This window comes from Paenibacillus sp. JCM 9796 (assembly GCF_055379675.1).
On the sequence record NZ_AP043723.1, the window covers coordinates 282,315 to 299,424 of the forward strand.

The 17,110-nt window shown below is 56.8% G+C and carries 10 protein-coding genes; all 10 read right to left on the reverse strand.

The features are described from left to right. Positions 1 to 4 precede the first annotated feature (4 nt). The 10 genes from gyrA to ACZ439_RS01420 all read right to left on the reverse strand — a co-directional run bounded on the left by gyrA (position 5) and on the right by ACZ439_RS01420 (position 17,107). Positions 5 to 2,440: a DNA gyrase subunit A gene (gene gyrA, locus ACZ439_RS01375; protein ID WP_464620542.1), complete on the reverse strand. Its 2,436-nt coding sequence runs from the start codon at positions 2,438 to 2,440 to the stop codon at positions 5 to 7. A 15-nt stretch (positions 2,441 to 2,455) separates the two neighbouring features. Beyond that, positions 2,456 to 4,429 (reverse strand): DNA topoisomerase IV subunit B, encoded by a 1,974-nt coding sequence (parE, locus tag ACZ439_RS01380; protein WP_054798115.1) that lies wholly within the window; start codon positions 4,427 to 4,429, stop codon positions 2,456 to 2,458. A 147-nt stretch (positions 4,430 to 4,576) separates the two neighbouring features. Beyond that, positions 4,577 to 5,569 carry an ABC transporter permease gene (locus ACZ439_RS01385; RefSeq protein WP_054798116.1) on the reverse strand — a complete coding sequence of 331 codons (993 nt, stop codon included), beginning with the start codon at positions 5,567 to 5,569 and terminating at the stop codon, positions 4,577 to 4,579. Further along, entirely contained in the window at positions 5,562 to 6,533 is a 972-nt protein-coding gene (locus ACZ439_RS01390) for an ABC transporter ATP-binding protein (protein ID WP_054798117.1), read from the reverse strand. Before ACZ439_RS01390 ends, ACZ439_RS01385 begins: the two co-directional genes overlap by 8 nt. A 17-nt stretch (positions 6,534 to 6,550) precedes the next feature. Then, positions 6,551 to 7,516 (reverse strand): GDSL-type esterase/lipase family protein, encoded by a 966-nt coding sequence (locus ACZ439_RS01395; RefSeq protein WP_054798118.1) that lies wholly within the window; start codon positions 7,514 to 7,516, stop codon positions 6,551 to 6,553. A 223-nt stretch (positions 7,517 to 7,739) separates the two neighbouring features. Then, the gene (locus ACZ439_RS01400) at positions 7,740 to 9,179 is read right to left on the reverse strand and encodes a peptidoglycan DD-metalloendopeptidase family protein (RefSeq protein WP_464620543.1); all 1,440 of its coding nucleotides are present in this window, start codon (positions 9,177 to 9,179) and stop codon (positions 7,740 to 7,742) included. A 159-nt stretch (positions 9,180 to 9,338) separates the two neighbouring features. Beyond that, positions 9,339 to 13,058, reverse strand: coding sequence for a dynamin family protein (locus ACZ439_RS01405; protein WP_464620544.1), 3,720 nt, complete (start codon positions 13,056 to 13,058; stop codon positions 9,339 to 9,341). A gap of 84 nt (positions 13,059 to 13,142) precedes the next feature. After that, positions 13,143 to 13,415, reverse strand: a complete 273-nt coding sequence (locus ACZ439_RS01410; protein ID WP_054797738.1) for a hypothetical protein — start codon at positions 13,413 to 13,415, stop codon at positions 13,143 to 13,145. Between the two features lie 7 nt (positions 13,416 to 13,422). After that, on the reverse strand, positions 13,423 to 14,154 hold the full coding sequence (gene nth, locus ACZ439_RS01415) for an endonuclease III (protein WP_373423893.1): 732 nt from the start codon (positions 14,152 to 14,154) through the stop codon (positions 13,423 to 13,425). 187 nt (positions 14,155 to 14,341) lie between these two features. Beyond that, the gene (locus tag ACZ439_RS01420) at positions 14,342 to 17,107 is read right to left on the reverse strand and encodes an S-layer homology domain-containing protein (protein ID WP_464620545.1); all 2,766 of its coding nucleotides are present in this window, start codon (positions 17,105 to 17,107) and stop codon (positions 14,342 to 14,344) included. Positions 17,108 to 17,110 lie beyond the last annotated feature (3 nt).

Consider the following 17,110-nt stretch of genomic DNA (forward strand, 5'->3'; position numbering starts at 1 on the left):
TCCGTCACGTAATTTTTAGCAGATCGACGATCCAATCTTTCTTGTCCAGCGCGATCATCTGCTTCCCTGACGACTTTCGCTCATCGATCGGCGTTTGCTCCGTGGAGAAAGTCGCTTTCTCCCCCGAGTTTAGAATAGCGGTCAAGTCGAACGGTTCTTTTACTGTAAACGCGCCGAGCAGCATGGAACCGTTCGGTTTCACACGCTTGCCTTCTTTGAACTCGAAGGTGAGAATCCCCTTGCCCCCGCGTCCTTGAACCGGATAATCGGCGACGAGCGAGCGTTTGGCGTACGCAAGCTCTGTCACAACCACCACTTCGCCTTCATCGCCTTCCACCAAATCGGCCGCAACCACTTCGTCGTCTTCCTTCAACGCGATGCCGCGAACGCCCGCAGCCGCCCGGCCCATCGGGTTTACTTCCTCTTCTTTGAAGCGAATGGCCATTCCCTGCTTCGTAATCAGCAGGACGTCCTTCGTTCCCGTACTGAGCAGCACGTTCAACAGCCCGTCCTGTTCGCCGACCTTGCACGCCACGATTCCGCTCGAGCGGTTGGTCGCGTAATCCTTTAATTCCGTACGTTTGACCTGGCCTTTGCGCGTAAAGAACAGCAGCGACTTCCCGGGCTCGTCGAAATCTTTCAACGGAATCACGTTCACGATTCGGTCGTCCTTCGGGATCGGAATGACGTTGACGATCGCCGTTCCGTTTTCCTTCCATTTGTACTCCGGAATCTGATGGACGGGAAGCAGGAAGTACTGCCCTCTTTGCGTGAAAATGAGCAGATTTTCCAGCGTGTTCACGTCGAACAAATGCCGGAGATAATCGCCTTCCTTCAAGCCCGTCTTATCGATCTCGCCGCCCGAGCGGATAAACGAAAGCTTGCCCGTTCGTTTAATATACCCGTCTCTGGACAGCGTAACGAACACGTCTTCCGCCGTTACCATGACTTCGAGATTGACCTTCAGCTCTTCAACCTCGTCCTGAATGACCGAACGCCGGTCGATGCCGTATTTATCGCGAATTTGCGAGAGTTCGTCCTTGATAACGCCCAGCAGCTTTTTCTCGCTGCCCAGAATGCTCTGCAGGTAAGCGATCGTCTTCTGAACTTCCTTCAGCTCTTTCTCAAGCGAATGGATCTCCAGATTTGTCAATCGGTACAGCTGCAGCGTAAGAATGGCGTCCGCTTGCCGCTCGGTGAAACCGAACATCCAGACCAAGTTGTTCTGCGCGTCTTGGCGGTTTTTGGAAGCCTTGATCGCGGCAATCACTTCGTCCAGTATATTCAATGCTTTCACGAGGCCTTCCAGCACGTGCCCGCGGTCCTCGGCCTTCTCCAGCTCATACTTGGTGCGGTGGGTAACAACTTCCTTCTGATGCTCGATATACGCCTGGAGCATATCCAGCAAACCAAGCTGCTTCGGCGTTTTGTTCACGATCGCGACCATGTTGAAGTTATAAGTGATCTGCAGATCCGTTTTCTTCAGCAAATACGCCAAAATCCCCTGCGCATCGGCATCCTTCTTCAGCTCCACGACGATTTTCATGCCTTCGCGGCCGCTTTCATCGCGCACCTCGGCGATGCCCTCGATCTTTTTCTCCAGCCGTATATTTTCCATCGCGGTCACGAGCCGGGACTTCACCACTTGATACGGAATCTCCGTAATGACGATTTGCTGCTTGCCGCCGCGCAGCTCCTCGATCGCTGTCTTTGCCCGCACATAAATGCGGCCGCGGCCCGTACGGTACGCTTCGCGTATGCCTTCCGAGCCCATAATGATGCCTCCGGTCGGAAAGTCCGGACCTTGGACAAACATCATTAGCTCCTCCAGCGTACTGTCCGGGCGGTCGATCAGCGAGATGCAGCCGTTAATGACTTCCCTCAGGTTATGCGTCGGAATTTCCGTGGCGAAGCCCGAGGAAATACCGCTGACGCCGTTAACAAGCAAATTCGGATAACGCGAAGGCAGCACGACCGGCTCCTTCGTCGTGTTGTCGAAATTGTCTTTGAACAGCACGGTCCGCTTATCGATGTCCCGCAGCAGCTCCATGGCGATCTGCGACAGCCGGGCTTCCGTATACCGCATCGCGGCCGCCGGGTCGTCGTCCATCGAGCCCCAGTTGCCGTGGCCGTCTACGAGCACATGCCCCATCTTCCAAGGCTGTGCCATCCGCACCATCCCGTCGTAAATGGACGAGTCGCCGTGCGGATGATAGTTGCCCATCACATCCCCGACCGTCTTGGCGGACTTGCGGTATGTCTTATCCGGCGTGTTGCCGGCATCGTACATCGCATATAAAATCCGCCGCTGCACCGGCTTCAGGCCGTCGCGTACGTCGGGTATGGCGCGGTCTTGAATAATATATTTGGAATACCGGCCGAAGCGGTCGCCGACAACCTCTTCGAGAAAGGCCGGCAAAAAGTTCTCAAGTATGCTCAACTTGCTGCCCCCCGTTTATTCTTCATATTCCGTGAAGTCGACGTTCTCGATAATCCAGCGTTTGCGCGGATCGACCTTGTCGCCCATGAGCGTAGACACCCGTCTCTCGGCTTTGGCCGCATCCTCGATCTGCACCTGAAGAAGCGTGCGCGTCGCCGGATCCATCGTCGTTTCCCACAGCTGATCCGGGTTCATCTCGCCGAGTCCTTTATACCGCTGAAGCTCAACGCTCTTGCCGAGCTCCTTCATGAGCGCTTGCAGCTGCTCGTCCGTCCAGGCGTAACGCACTTCGCTGGATTTACCCGATTTCTTGGTCACTTTGAACAGCGGAGGCTGGGCAATATACACCTTGCCGGCGTCGATCAACGGCTTCATGTAACGGTAGAAAAACGTAAGCAGCAGCACTTGAATGTGCGCGCCGTCGGTGTCGGCGTCGGTCATGATGATGATTTTGGCATAATTGCTTTCGGAAACTTCGAATTCCGGTCCGACACCCGCGCCGATAGCGGCGATAATCGCCTTGTACTCGTCGTTCTTCATGATGTCGGCCAGCTTCGCCTTCTCGGGATTCATCGGCTTGCCCTTGAGCGGCAAAATCGCCTGATGCTTCGAATCGCGTCCTTGCTTGGCCGAACCGCCTGCCGAATCCCCTTCGACGATAAACAGCTCGTTGCGGGTATAATCTTTGGACTGCGCGGGCGTCAGCTTGCCGCCGAGGTTCGAGCTCTCGCTCTTGCCCTTCCTGCCGCTGCGCACTTCCTCCCGCGCCTTACGGGCCGCCTCGCGCGCACGGGCCGACTGGATCGCCTTCTTCATGATCATTTGCGCGACCTGCGGGTTTTCCTCGAGAAACACAGCCATCTTATCGGACACGACCGCGTCGACCGCGCTTCGCGCCGAGGCGCTGCCGAGCTGATCTTTCGTCTGTCCGACGAATTCGACCTCGCCCATCTTGATGTTGATGACTGCCATCAGTCCCTCGCGCAAATCCTGACCGTCGAGATTTTTCTCCTTCTCCTTGAGCAGTCCGGCTTTCCGCGCGTAATCGTTCATAACGCGCGTATACGCCGTCTTGAATCCGGTTTCGTGAGTACCCCCGCCGCGCGTCGGAATCGAGTTGACGAACGAAGCGAGCGTCTCCGTGTAGCCGTCGTTGTACTGCAGCGCTACTTCGACCTCGATCTCGTCGCGTTCCGCCATAAAATGAATGACGTCGTGCAGCACGTTCTTCTCTTCGTTCAAAAACTGGACGAACTGACTCGCGCCGCCCTCGTATTGAAATACGTCCTCTTTATTGTTGCGCAGGTCGGTCACCGTTACTTTCAGACCCGAGTTCAGGAACGCGATCTCCTGCAAACGTTCAGATAACGTATCGTAATTGATCGTCGTGCCGCCCTGAAATACCCGCTTATCGGGCTTGAACGTCACTTTCGTGCCGGTTTTGCGCGTATTGCCGATCACTTCAAGACCGGTTACAGGCTCGCCGACATGCTCTTTCCCGGTATCGTCAACCCAATATTCAAACCGCTGGCGGTGCACTTTGCCCTCGCGGTAAATTTCCACTTCGAGCCATTCGGACAGCGCGTTCGTCACGGATGCGCCGACGCCGTGCAAGCCGCCGGATTTCTTGTATCCGCCGCCGCCGAATTTACCGCCCGCATGCAAAATTGTAAACACCACCTGCGGTGTCGGAATGCCCGTTTTGTGCATACCGGTCGGGATGCCTCGGCCGTTATCCTGCACCGTCACCGATTGGTCCTTATGTATGATCACATCGATTTGCGAGCAGTGCTTGGCCAAGTGCTCGTCCACCGCGTTATCCACGATCTCCCAGATCAGATGATGCAGACCGGACGTCGTGGTGCTGCCGATATACATCCCCGGGCGCTTGCGCACCGCAACGAGTCCTTCGAGCACCTGAATATCGTCCGCCCCGTAATCCGCAGGCGCCGCCGTTGTATTTCCAAACAAATCGAGTTGTTCCGTCATCGCAGCCTCCCAAACAACACAGCACGAGAAATCAAAGTTTCGCTGAGTTTTCATTAGCCGAAGGTGACGAACTTGGACCGCTTGTCCATTTCTGCCAAATCGTCCAAGTATGCTTTCAGCTAACATGCATTATAACATTTGAACGGATTAGTTCAACACATCTTTTTTCGTGAAAACGGCAAATGATACGAGGATCGACAACGCGACCCAGACGCTGAGCACCGTTAACGAAAACGGCAGGTCCATCCCTTTGATGGGCGGAAGACCGCCGGTCAAGTAATCCGTCAGGTCAAGATTGACCATAAATAAATATTTCGCCGTCTCCCACGAGGAGACCATGCTTGTCAAGATCGTGCCGGAAATTAGCACCGCCAGCATGATGCCCATACCCGCCGCCGTGCTGCGGACGAGCACGGAAATCATCATCGTCATGATCGCCACGGCAACGGCCGCAAACCAGACGAGCCCCAGCTCAAGCAGCAGGTAAAACCACTGCTCCACCACGCGAACGCGGGAGAAATCGACGTCCGTTCCCGTCACCGAGAAGCCGAGCAGCCGCGGCATATCCCATCCCCCGTAACCGAAGAAGAGCCCCGAGATCAAGTAGCTGAGCAGCGCTGTGGCCACGACGACGACGGAAGTGAACAAGATGAGCGTGATCAGCTTGCTGAGAAGCACCCGCCACCTGGGCACCGGCCGCGTCAGCAGCAGCTTGATCGTCCCGCTCGTATGCTCGCCGGAGACGATATCGGCGGCGATGACCATGACCATCAGCGGAATAAACAAGCCGACGGCGTTCTGAACGAACGTTACTGTAAAGGTTACCCCGTTCGGCGAAGCGGGATTCACATCTTTATCCAAATAGTATTGGGCAAGCTTCACTTCAACCTGCAAACGCTGCTTCCACTCCTCCGGAAGTCTCGCGCTGCCGAGCCTTTGCGTGTAATCGCGCACCTTCTGACGCTGCTCCACGCGCCAGTCGGTCGTGCCGAACTGCTTCTGATTGTTTTGCGCCACTTTCATCTGGGCGTAGGTGAACATCGGAATGATCGCCGCGAGGATGAGCAGCACGACGAGCAGCCGTTTCTTTTTGACCATCTTGATGCTTTCGTTCATCACAAGCCCGTACAAGCTAGCCAATGCGCTCACCCTCCGTCACTTTCAAGAATAAATCTTCCAGCGTCGGAAGCTTGATTTCGATGCCGTGCAGCTCAACCCCCGCTTCAATCAGACGCTTGGACAACAGCGGGATATCGTCCGGGTTCATCTGCATGGCGATCCTCGCCGGCTGCTCGTCCGAACCCGCATCTGCGCTCAGACCCGGCGTGTCCGTACCCGCGCCGTGCGGCTCCAGCACCTGCAGCGCCTTGCCGGCCGGCCGCACGCTCCAGACGACCCTGCTCGCCGATTCGTCGACGAGCGAAGACACTTCGCCAACCTGCAGCACCTCGCCGTGGCTTATAATCGCAACGCGGTCGCACAGCTGCTGAATTTCGCTCAGCAGGTGGCTCGACACGAACACGCTTAGTCCCGTCCGGGCGAGGCGGCGAATAAATTCGCGCAGCTCCTTGATGCCTTGCGGATCGAGACCGTTCGTCGGCTCGTCCAGGATGAGCAGCTTCGGATCGTTCAACAGCGCCTGCGCAATACCGAGCCGCTGCCGCATGCCGAGCGAGTATGTCTTCACCTTGTCGCGGATGCGCGCGTCCATGCCGACGATCTCCACTACCTCGCGGATGCGCTTCTCCGTCACCCCGGGAAGCATGCGGGCGAAATGCTCCAGGTTCTCCCAACCGCTTAAATACGGGTACAGCTCCGGATTTTCGACGATACAGCCGACGTACTGCAGCGCTTCCTCGTGCTGCTTGAGCACGTTGTACCCGCAGATGTGAATCTCGCCTGCCGTCGGCTTGATTAAACCGACCAGCATTCGGATCGTCGTCGTTTTACCGGACCCGTTCGGGCCCAAGAAACCGAAGATTTCGCCGGCACGAACATCGAACGAAATGCCTTTGATAATAAGCTTGTTCCCGATCTTCTTCTTAACCCCTTCCACCGACAAGACGATGTCGGCGTCCCTGCCCTTGCTCGTCCGCTCCGCCATGACCCTCTCTCCCCCGTTTACTGTAAAATGTCCGCGATCCTCTCGGCAATACGCTCATAGCCTTGCTGGTTCGGATGAAAATGATCGGTGTATAAATATTTCGAGCCCTGCAGCTCGAAAAAATCGTACGTCGGAACGACCGTTACATTCGGGTAACGGCTTGCGATTTCGAAAGCGGCCGTATTCCAGCGCTGGATGATCGGAGCGCCGGCACGGTCTTTATCGATGTCGAGAAAAGGATGGTACAGCCCGACGTACAAGACGCGCGCATTCGGATTCGCCTTGCTCACCCGGTCGATGATCTGCTCCAGCCGCTGGAGCGCCTCCGGCATACGCGTGAGTGCCGCTTGCGGGTTGAACGCTTCACCCAGCTGAACGTCGGAGCCTGACGGGACGGGCGCTGCAGTCCGGCCGGCCGTTCCTTCGCCGGGGTTCGCTTCATCAGGCTTGGACGCTTGGCCGGCTTGGCCGTTCGGCGCGTTGAAGATGCCTTCGCCGCCTTGAAATAAATCGTTCCCGCCGATCGTGAGCAGAACGAGATCCGATTCCGAGATCGACCTCGCGATGTCCTTCTTGGCCTCCCAATCCTTCAACAAATCGGTCGTGCGGAACCCCGGAATCGCAAAATTGTTATAAACGTACACCGGTTTGCCGAGTCGCTGCTCCAGCTTGTCCCGTACGCTGCGCACATACCCTTTGCCCGTAATATCCCCCGTACCGGCGGTTAACGAGTCGCCGAGCGCTGCGATCCTTATCTGCGTTTTCGCTTCCCAGGCTTGACCGGATTGTGGTTCGGATGGCGCCGCCGCCCCTTCATTTGCAGCGGGTGCAGGTACGGTACCGACAAGACCGGTGCCTACCCCTGAAGCCGCTTGCGGGAATATGATTTGATTGACGGCATACGCAAAGCCGGCAGCGCATACCGCTGTGGACAGAAGCGCCCCGAAGCCGACGGAACGCCATAACCAGCGTGTAGAGCTCATGCTTCTCCCCCGATCCCATGTCTAATTTTGTCACAGCATCCACTATACTTTTTAGAGTAGCCGTTCATTGACCGATTTGCAAATGTACGGACTTATGCCTATGCTGTATACTACTTGTATAAGGTGCGGACAGAGAAAGTCAGGCAGAAATATAGGATGGTGTATAGGGCCGGAGTGAACTAACATGCCCAAGGGGGATTTATAGCGGCGGAGGTCCTGCGGGTCAACTCAAATATTTCATCGGGTTTTGCTGGGAACCGTTCTTAATAATTTCAAAATGCAGATGGACGCCCGTTGAATTTCCGGTGCTTCCCATCACGCCGATTTTTTCGCCTTTAGTGACGAATTCGTCCTTCTTGACTTCGATTTTGCTTAAATGTCCGTAAAGCGTCTCATACCCGTTCCCATGGTCGATCACAATGCAATTGCCATATCCGCTCTTCCAACCGGCATAAACGACCTTGCCGCTGTCGGACGCCATAATCCCCCGCTGCTCGGACACAAAATCGGTGCCGTTGTGCGACTTGCCCCAGCGCAGCCCGAATTGGCTCGTCACTTCGCCCCGCAGTACGGGCATGGCGAACTTGCCGGACCCGGCGCCGGCAATCACTTTCGTACCTTGTTTGACGACGGTTTGCACCGGCGCTTCCAACAACTCCGCGCCTACGGTCGATTGTTCCGTAAACCGCCCGTTCACATGGATCGATTGAACCGTCACCTTCTTAAGCCCGGGCTTGCCTTGCGATACAATTTGAATGACGCCGGCCCTCAGGCTGTCATCCTTCTCATAAACGACGCCGCTGGGCACCTTCCTCTGTTCGGTGCGCAGCTCGGTCGTTTTGACCGTAAGCAGCGGCTGTTTCACCGTAATCGCAAGCTTCTGCCCGACGCGGATCAAATCGCGTTTAATTTCCGGATTGTTCGCCCGCAGCGTCTCGAGCGGGATCTCAAACTTCTGGGCGATTAAGGACAAGCAGTCGCCGCGCTCCACCGTATACGTTTGCGCTTCGTAGGCCCCTGATAATATGCGAGCCTTCACTACGTCGGAAGCCTCGACCTTCCCGGGCTCGACGAGCGTCTCGTTGATGCTGACGTCTTGGACGAACGTACCGGTTGTCCGCGCTTCGGCTGCGGCAACTGCGGAATCCGGGGAGGATCCGACGAATTCGGCGGATAACGCCCGCACTCTTTTGTTCTTCCCGTCCGGGGACGGCAGGAATGGAGCTTTAATCTGCTCCAGCAGTTCGGCGGCCGCAGCTACATCTTTCACAACCCCGACCGATTTGCCGTCAATGCGGATTTCCGCAGCAAAGAAATAAAACACGATTCTGTCTTTCAGCGCGGCAATAACGGCTTCGTTATCGATAACGCCGTGAAACGTTTCGTTGCCCACGAAATGAAGCCTCTCCATATTCGAGGTTACCCGTAAATTCGGCTGTTGGCGTTCCATTTCCTCGTAACGTTCGTTCTTCCACCTTTTCACCACATCGGGATCCGAGACGGTTCCCATCAGCTGTTCGTCCAGAAACACATCATAGCGCGGAATGGTTTGCGCCTTGATAAACCACCGGCCTGACAGCACAACGGTGACAATGACAGCAAAGGCCGTGACCCATTGAATCGTTCCTAACGTACGCTTCCACAGACGTGTCGAGTTCTTCAACGTCTCTACCTCCCTGAAATTTACGTTCTTCGCGCTCCCGGGCGGGTGTGCTCCGCATCCCCACATGTATATGAGACCTTGCGTCGAAAAAGACAAAAAAATACCCCCGACTTCGCCGTAAGGCTAGAAATCGGAGGTTTGGACGGCCCGCCACCCGGATTAGCTCGGCGGCAAATACTGCAGCAGGCGGCTATGCTTTTCTTTCAACGCTTCCAAGTCAAGCTTCATGTCGAGCGCCTCAAGCAGCCCTTCGGCCTGCTCTTCAAGCGCCGTGCGCCATTGCCCCGCCAGCTCGGCGATGACGCTGCGCAATTGATCGGCGTAAGCCTCCTCCAGCCGGGCGGCTTGCGCTTCCGTAAAGCGGCGCATCGGATCGTTCAGCTTCGCTTCCAGCTCCTTGCGCAGCTGTGACTTGCCCTCTCCTTCGAAAAACTGCTTCGCATTCTTGAAGAAGGACGCCAACCACTTCGTCTGCACCTCGTCCGCCAGCAGCGTGTCCGTCAACTCCGGCGTACGCAGCTTGAACGGCGGCACATCGGCAGGCTCGAATGAAGGAATTTCCGTACGTATCGTCTCCGTCCACGAGTCAGCCGCCTGCTTCGCCATCCGGTTGATTTTGTTCTCGATACGCAGCGTCGTGGCCAAAATCTCTTGGGACAAATCGAAGGAGATCATCCGGCGCAGGTCTTCCCAAGCCGATTGCAGCACCACTTTGGCGTCGCGCGGGTCTTCACGGAACAGCGAAGGGTTAAACGCCACGTTGAACAATTCGCCGAAACGGTATGAAGATCGCTGCTTGACGTAATACAGCAGCTCCTCGATTTCCTTGCCGAGCTCCCGGACGTCAGCCTTATCGGCGTCCTGCTCCAGCCGGGCAGCGCTCGTTCGCAGGGCGCTGCGCAGTTCTTCCGCCTGCTTGGCCCGGTCGGCCGCATCGCTCTTCGCGCTGTTGATCCAGCGCTGCAGCGTGTCCGCCGCGCGGCGGATGTCCGCTTCGCCGGCTCTGACCGCGATGTCGGTCAGTTCCCCGAAGGTGAAGCGGACGAAGTCCCGCTCGAAGCGAACGATGCCCGATTGCTCCGTCGTCTGCGGATCGCCGTTCTGCTTGCCTTCCAGGGCGTAATAACTGGAGAGCGGATAAATGCGCGGATGGCGAATGCCGTGCTGAAGCAAATTGCTTTCGACATGACCGACGACACCTACCAGCTCCTCCGCCGAGGAAGCGAGGTCGGCGGCGTTGACGATGAAAAACATTTTATCCAGTTCGAAGCTGTCCTTGACCCGGCCGAGCTGCAGCAGAAATTGCTTGTCGGCGTGGGAGAACGCATGGTTGTAATACGTGACGAACAGAATCGCGTCCGCGTTCTTGATATAGTCGAAGGCGACGCCGGTATGACGTGCGTTGATCGAGTCCGCTCCCGGCGTATCGACCAGCACGACGCCCTGCTCCGTCAACGGGTTCGTATAATATAATTCGATGAGTTCGACAAAGCACGATTTGGATTCGTCCGCGGCGTAACCGCCGAATTCATCCGATGTGATGCGCAGCTCCTGCCCGAGGAAATCGCTCATGCCGCTCCAGCCCTGCTGAACGGCACGGAGAAACGCATAATGCGGCTTGCCCTTGCCCGGAATCCGGTCGGCCTTCAACCCGCCGATCGCCTGCAGCGCCTGCTCGATCGTAACGGCCTTCTCGCCAAGCACCTCGAGCGAGTACAACACGTCGGCGATCAGCCGGTCGCGGCTCTTCATGCGCACTTTGGCCGTTCCGTGCGGCCAGCCCGCTTCCGGATCGGGCGGCATGATTTTGTTGATCGCCGCCGTCGTCGGATTCGGCGAAACGGGCAGCACCCGTTCGCCGATCAACGCGTTGGCGAACGACGATTTGCCTGCGCTGAAAGCCCCGAACAGCGCGATCGTGAAGCGGTTGCCGGCAAGCCGCTCCGCCTTCTCCAGCAGCGAACGGCGCAGCGACTGCACCGCCGCAACGTCCGCGAGCTCGCCCGCGGCGAGGCGCAGCCGCTCGGCCGTCTCGCGCAGGCGCTCGCGGTGGCCGCCAGCCGCCAGCGCCGCAGCGGCATCGCCGCGCTCGCCGGCGGCGAGCCACGCGAGCGCCTGCGGCTGAGCCGCAGCGGCGGCCGCAGGCGCGGCGACGGCGCCCGCTGCGCCCGGCTGCGGCGCGTCCGCGAGCGACGGCAGCGCGGGCGCTGCGCCCGCAGGCAGCGGCGCCAGCAGCGCGTCGCGATACGCGGCCTCGGCCTGCGCGAGCTGCTCCAGCTCGCGCACGGCCGCCAGCCGCGTGTCAAGCTCGCGCATCCGCGCCTGCAGCGCCTCGCGCTGCGGAGCGAGCGCCGCCGCGAGCTCGGCCGTCAGCCGCTCGGCCGCGGCCAGCGCCAGCTTGCGGTAGGCCGCCTTTGCTTCAGCGGCAATCTGCTTCGAATACGTCAGCGTGTATTCGCCCCCGAACACCGCCGCTTCGTTCACCTGTGCGGCCAGCCAATCCGGCGTCAGGTCGAACGTCACCTCGTCCGCGACAAGCTGGACGCGCTCCTTCGGCAGCCCTTGCCCGTCCAGGTGCCGCTTCAACGTCAGCTGCACATGGCGTTCGATCTGCGTCTGCACCTGCGAGACGAAGTCCTGATGCAAGGCGGCCAGCCGTTGCTCCCGTTCGGCAGCCGTCTTCGCCGCCGAACCGAGCCAGCCGACCTTGAAGCCGGGCCGGCGGCTCTCCAAATACGCGTGAGCGAGGTCGCGCGTCGCCGCCGGGATGACGTTGGCGTTGTCAAGCAGCGCCGTCACATCCTTGCGGAGTAGAGTGAGCAGCGCATGGGGCAGCCCTTCCAACCGCTGCAGCTCGGCGGTGGCCTCACCGTATTCACGCTGCGCCGATTCCGCTTCTTCGTCTTCAGCCAAACGCGCATGCAGCGCTTCCTTGACCGGCTCGTTCGCCTCGGCCTGCTTGGCCGCATGAGCGAGCGCAAGCGCGCGGGCGGACTTCTCCAAGCTTTGCGCCACGAGTCCCTCACGCCGGCCGATCAATTCGCCGATCAGCCAGTCAAGCTTGCTCCATTCGCTGGCCGGATGATCGGGGACCTTGACGGACGTGTAAACGATCCCGTCCGTCCGTACGCCCCAGCTCGCGAACGCTTCCTGTACGCCGGCTTTATAGGTCTCAAGCTTCACTTCGTGCTCGCGATGTTTATCGATCATATTCACGATCAAATAGAGCGGCTTGCCCCATTCGGTCATTTTTTTCGTAAAAGCCAAATTGACTTCCGATTGCACATGATTGTAGTCCATCACATAGAAGACGACGTCGGCCAGATGAAGCGCCGATTCCGTCGACATTTGATGCGCGTCATCCGTCGAGTCGATCCCCGGCGTGTCGAGCAGCGCGGCATGATCCTTCAGGAACGGGATCGGGTACGTGATTTCTACCGTTTCAATCTGTTCCCCGTTGCGGCAATGAGCAGCCAGATCTTCCAGCGGCACCCGCTCGGACCGGGACGCATCGGCAGCTCCAGGCTCCGAATCCGTTCCCCCCCGGTACACGACTCGCGCTCCCGCCTCCCCGCTTGCGATGCTGACGATGTTTGCGCTCGTCGGGATGGGACTTGAAGGCAGCAGCGGATGCCCGCACAGCCTGTTGATTAAACTTGATTTTCCTGCGGAAAAATGCCCGCAGAACGCCAAATTCAGCCGTCCGCTCTCGGCTTTCGCCAGCAGCTGCTTCAGCTTGTTCGCGTGCTCGTAGTCGCCCGCTTGTTCCATAATAGCCTGTAACGCGTTAACCGCTTCAACGGGCGAAGCCGTGACTGCCGGCTTATTGCCCTCCTGAATCGCGGCCAGGTCCGATGATGTTGTCAGTACGCTTTTCATCCGATTGTCTACCCTGCCCTCTCTCTGATCGAAACAATCCGTACGAAGAAAAAACGAAAAGAAAAAAACCGAATCGCTTCGGTTTTAGTGTATCACATTTTCCGTCTCGGGAATAAATATTTCGAACACGTCGCGGTGTTGTAAAATCGTGATGTCCTTATCCTTCACTTTCATCACTACGACTTCCGGGCGCTGTTTCATACGGGTCAAGTAGTTTTCCGGCACGCTGCCGGATTCGGACACGATAATGCCGTCTACCTGCAGCTCTTCATTTTCTTGAAGCGGTGTCTGGAGCACCTTTTCGTAAATATCTGAAAATACCTCAAAGTCGTTCGTATACACCGAAATGCATTTCATTGTAATCCTATCCTTTCTTCGCTTGAATCTCGCGTTTGGTTTCTCGTTTAGTTTCTCGTTTGGGTCCCTTTGGTATAGGTTTCCTGTTTGTGCCCGTTTTCATACGTTTCTTTCCTTCACGGCATACTTCGACGAGCGGACAAATCTCGCATTTCGGCGTTTGAGCCTTACAGTGGTAACGACCGAAAAAAATGAGCCGGTGGTGCGTCTGCGTCCATTCCTCGCGCGGAACGATCTTCATCAGCTTCTTCTCGACTTCAAGCACCGAGTCGTTCGCGCCCGCCAGTCCAAGCCGCTTCGAGACTCGTTCGACATGCGTGTCCACCGCGATGGCGGGAACGCCGAAAGCGTTCGAAACGACGACGTTAGCCGTCTTGCGTCCAACCCCGGGCAGCTCCACCAGCTGCTCGTGCTCATGCGGCACTTCCCCGCCGTGCTTGTCCAACAATATGGCGCACAACGCTTGAATGTTCTTCGCTTTGTTGCGGAACAACCCGATCCGGCGAATGTCCTGTTCCAATTCCTCCAGCGGCACGGCCAAATAATCTTCCGGTTTCTTATACTTCTGAAATAACGTCGCGGTCACTTTGTTAACCGTCTCGTCGGTGCACTGCGCTGAAAGCAGGACGGCAATCGTCAACTCGAACGGATTGGAATGAGTAAGCTCGCAGTGGGCGTCGGGAAACATTTCTGCCATCGTGTCCAGGATCGCTCGCACTTGTGTTCGATTCAATGGCATCCCGCCCCCTCCTTCGAAGCTGCTGTCTATTTAGTTTACCGAATCATGGAACCCGAATCAATGAAATCTGATAAGAAAATAAGAATTTTTTACGAAATTCGTGTTAATCAGCGAAAAACCGCCTAACCAGCAGGAAATCCTACTAGCTAGACGGTTCCAATGCGTAAAAAGTTTCAATAAAGTGCGGTTAAGGCTTCTCAATTTCAACAATTTTATCGTCGATCACGAATACGTTCACTTCTTCGCTGTCGGCGAATGCGCCTGGCGTTACGGTTTGGGCGCCTTTATGCAGATAAGCGCGGGCAAACAAGTTATAACGATCTTTGCTGCCGTTTCCGATCGGTTTGAATACGACCTGATTCAAGACGCTGTCGAAGGAGGCGAAGGTTCGTTTCGCTGCGGCTGCAACGCGCAGGATCGTCTTCTCGCTTGCATCTTTCACGATCTCGACACGATCGTTTGCTTTCAACGAGGTCAAGGTCGCCGTGACGGTGCCGTCCGCTTGTTTGACCGTAAAGTTTTGTCCGAGCGGCAGCACGTGTACGCCGCCCTGGAAGTCTTGAACCGTTACCGTGCCGATGGACGCATCAACCGCGTTCACTTTCCCGCGAATCGTATTCAATATCGTAAGCTGATCCAGCTTGGCGCCGGTGAAGCTCACCTTCACATACTCATCGGTCAGAATATCTTCGAACGCGGCCGCAGGTTTATACGGGTTGACGATTTTATCGAGACTGTCCACCGTGAACGTCACCAGACCGCCGCCGTTCTCATCTTTTACGCTAACCTGTTTCGTGTTCGCATTCGTCACTTGCGTTTTGTACAGACTCGATTTCTTCACGGCGAATGAACCGATCATATCCTGCGTGAACAGAAGCGTTGCGCGTACGGGATCGCCTACCTTCAGATCGGCCAGCGTGCCGTTTGCTTTATCCTGCATTTCGACGGTAGCCCCCGGCGCTTTAAAGACCAGACTCTTGCCGCCCGCCGTACGGATCGTCACTTCGAAGGTCGCCGTATTCACTTGCGTGACCGTCGCATCCAGCGTTTGAGTCATTTCGAGGGCTACGATACGTTTTTTCGATACCTTCAAGTTGACTTTCTTGTTACGGTCCGTGTTCGTTGCGCCCGACTGGGTTCCAATAAACGTCGTTTGGAACTGCGAGACCGGCAGCGTCGAACCGGCATACTTGATCGTCGTTTCATCTGTGATCTGGAATGCATCGACCTCATCGTTGCCTTTGGTCACCGTCAGCACTTTAGACGTCGGTTCGTAATTGATAATGCCGGCGAACTCAATCGTTTCAACTTCGCGGCTTGTCACCGACACCTTCACGACCTTGTCGTTCAGCAAATCAAGCGTAAGCTCGTCGCCTTTCTCCAGATCGAACAAGCTTGCGGCCGATAACCCGTTGATGGACACGATCGCGTTGTCGTTGACGAAATAAGAAGCGAGCGAGCTTCCTCCCGATTTCGTGATCGTAATGATTCGCGAATCTTTGCTGACATCGGCCGTGAGCGTCCCTTGTACCGTCGTCACCACGTCCGCCTGTTTCTTCACGGAAACGGACACAAGCTTATTCGCTTTCACCTCATACCCGACCGAATCGCCCACATGAAGCCTCGATAAGTCGGCCGGCGTTCCGTCCTGCAGCGTCACGAGAATGGGATCGACCAGGGAATACGTTTCGCTTTGGCCGCTCGTTTTCTCCAGCAGACTGATCACGTTCTGCGTCTTGTCGACGCTGAGCACCGTGCCTTCCGCCGTCTTGCTCAGCGGCACCTGCTTCACGACAATATGCGTAATTTTCGTTTCCTTCAGCAGCGTATTGCGCTTCAACTCGATGACACTGCCGAGCGAAATGGAGCCGATGCTTTGGCCGCGACCGTCCTTATCCGTAACGGATACATTGGACGAAAGCTCGAACAGCTTCTTCTGATTGCCCTGCTGAACCGATACGATCATCTGATCCAGGAATACGTCGTTCAGGGTCGCTTCGACGATTTCCATTTTTTCCGATTCGTCCGTCAGTTCCACATACAAGGCGTTATTCAAGTTTTGCACCAGATACACTTGATTCGTCAGCTTGATTTGCGAAAGCGGTATGCGGCTGTCGTCTTTCGCATTGTAAATCACCGTATCGGCCGAAAGGTTGTATGTAATCGTTTCGTTTTTATCGTTCAGGACACTGATTTTCTTATCCGTCAGCACCATCACGTATCCGATCGTAACACGCTCGGAACGCGTCGTCAGCTCTTTGTCCGCCCGGCTCAAGAACGTGGCCATCTGCGCCCGCGTTACTTTCCCGCCCGGTTTAAAGCCCCCGTCCTCGAAGCCTTGCACGATGCCGAGCAGCACAGCCGCATTCACGTAACCTTTGGCCCATGCCGAGAAATCGGCTGCGTCCGTGAACGGCACGGTCGAACTCGCGTGCTGCTTCGCCAAATCCGTTTTGCCGATTGCGCGGATAACCAGCTTGGCCACCCATTCGCGTGACGCATCGCGGGAACCCCAGACCGACTTGGCAGGCGTGCTCTCAAGCTCTTCCGCCGGCAAAATCAAGCCTTTGTCGAAAGCGTACGCGACGTAAGGTTTGGCGTAGTCGCTGACGAGCACCGGAAGCACGGTTTCCGCTTTGTTCGCCAGCGCTTCGTCCTCAAGCCCCATCATGCGGATGGCCATGATGATGACGTCCTGCTGGGAAACCGTATTCTCAGGCCGGTATTCCGCTTTCTCGTACCCTTGTATGATACCGAGCGACGCCAGCTTGGTTACGTGTTTGATCGCCCAGTGACTGGCTTCGACGTCGGAGAAGCGCAGCACGAGGCCGCTGCTGCTCGACGTCGTTGTCGGAACCGGATCCGCCGCGAAAGCGGATCCGCTGAAAGCCAGCGTCAGCGCCAGTACGGCAGCCGTCAGCTTGCGGGTTTGTTTCTTTTTCTTTCTGTTCATGTA

Coding starts and splice junctions, on each gene's coding strand:
- nth (WP_373423893.1), bottom strand. CDS start 14,154: ATGCCATTGAATCGAACACAAGTGCGAGCGATCCTGGACACGATGGCA.
- ACZ439_RS01420 (WP_464620545.1), bottom strand. CDS start 17,107: ATGAACAGAAAGAAAAAGAAACAAACCCGCAAGCTGACGGCTGCCGTA.
- ACZ439_RS01410 (WP_054797738.1), bottom strand. CDS start 13,415: ATGAAATGCATTTCGGTGTATACGAACGACTTTGAGGTATTTTCAGAT.
- ACZ439_RS01395 (WP_054798118.1), bottom strand. CDS start 7,516: ATGAGCTCTACACGCTGGTTATGGCGTTCCGTCGGCTTCGGGGCGCTT.
- ACZ439_RS01390 (WP_054798117.1), bottom strand. CDS start 6,533: ATGGCGGAGCGGACGAGCAAGGGCAGGGACGCCGACATCGTCTTGTCG.
- ACZ439_RS01405 (WP_464620544.1), bottom strand. CDS start 13,058: ATGAAAAGCGTACTGACAACATCATCGGACCTGGCCGCGATTCAGGAG.
- parE (WP_054798115.1), bottom strand. CDS start 4,429: ATGACGGAACAACTCGATTTGTTTGGAAATACAACGGCGGCGCCTGCG.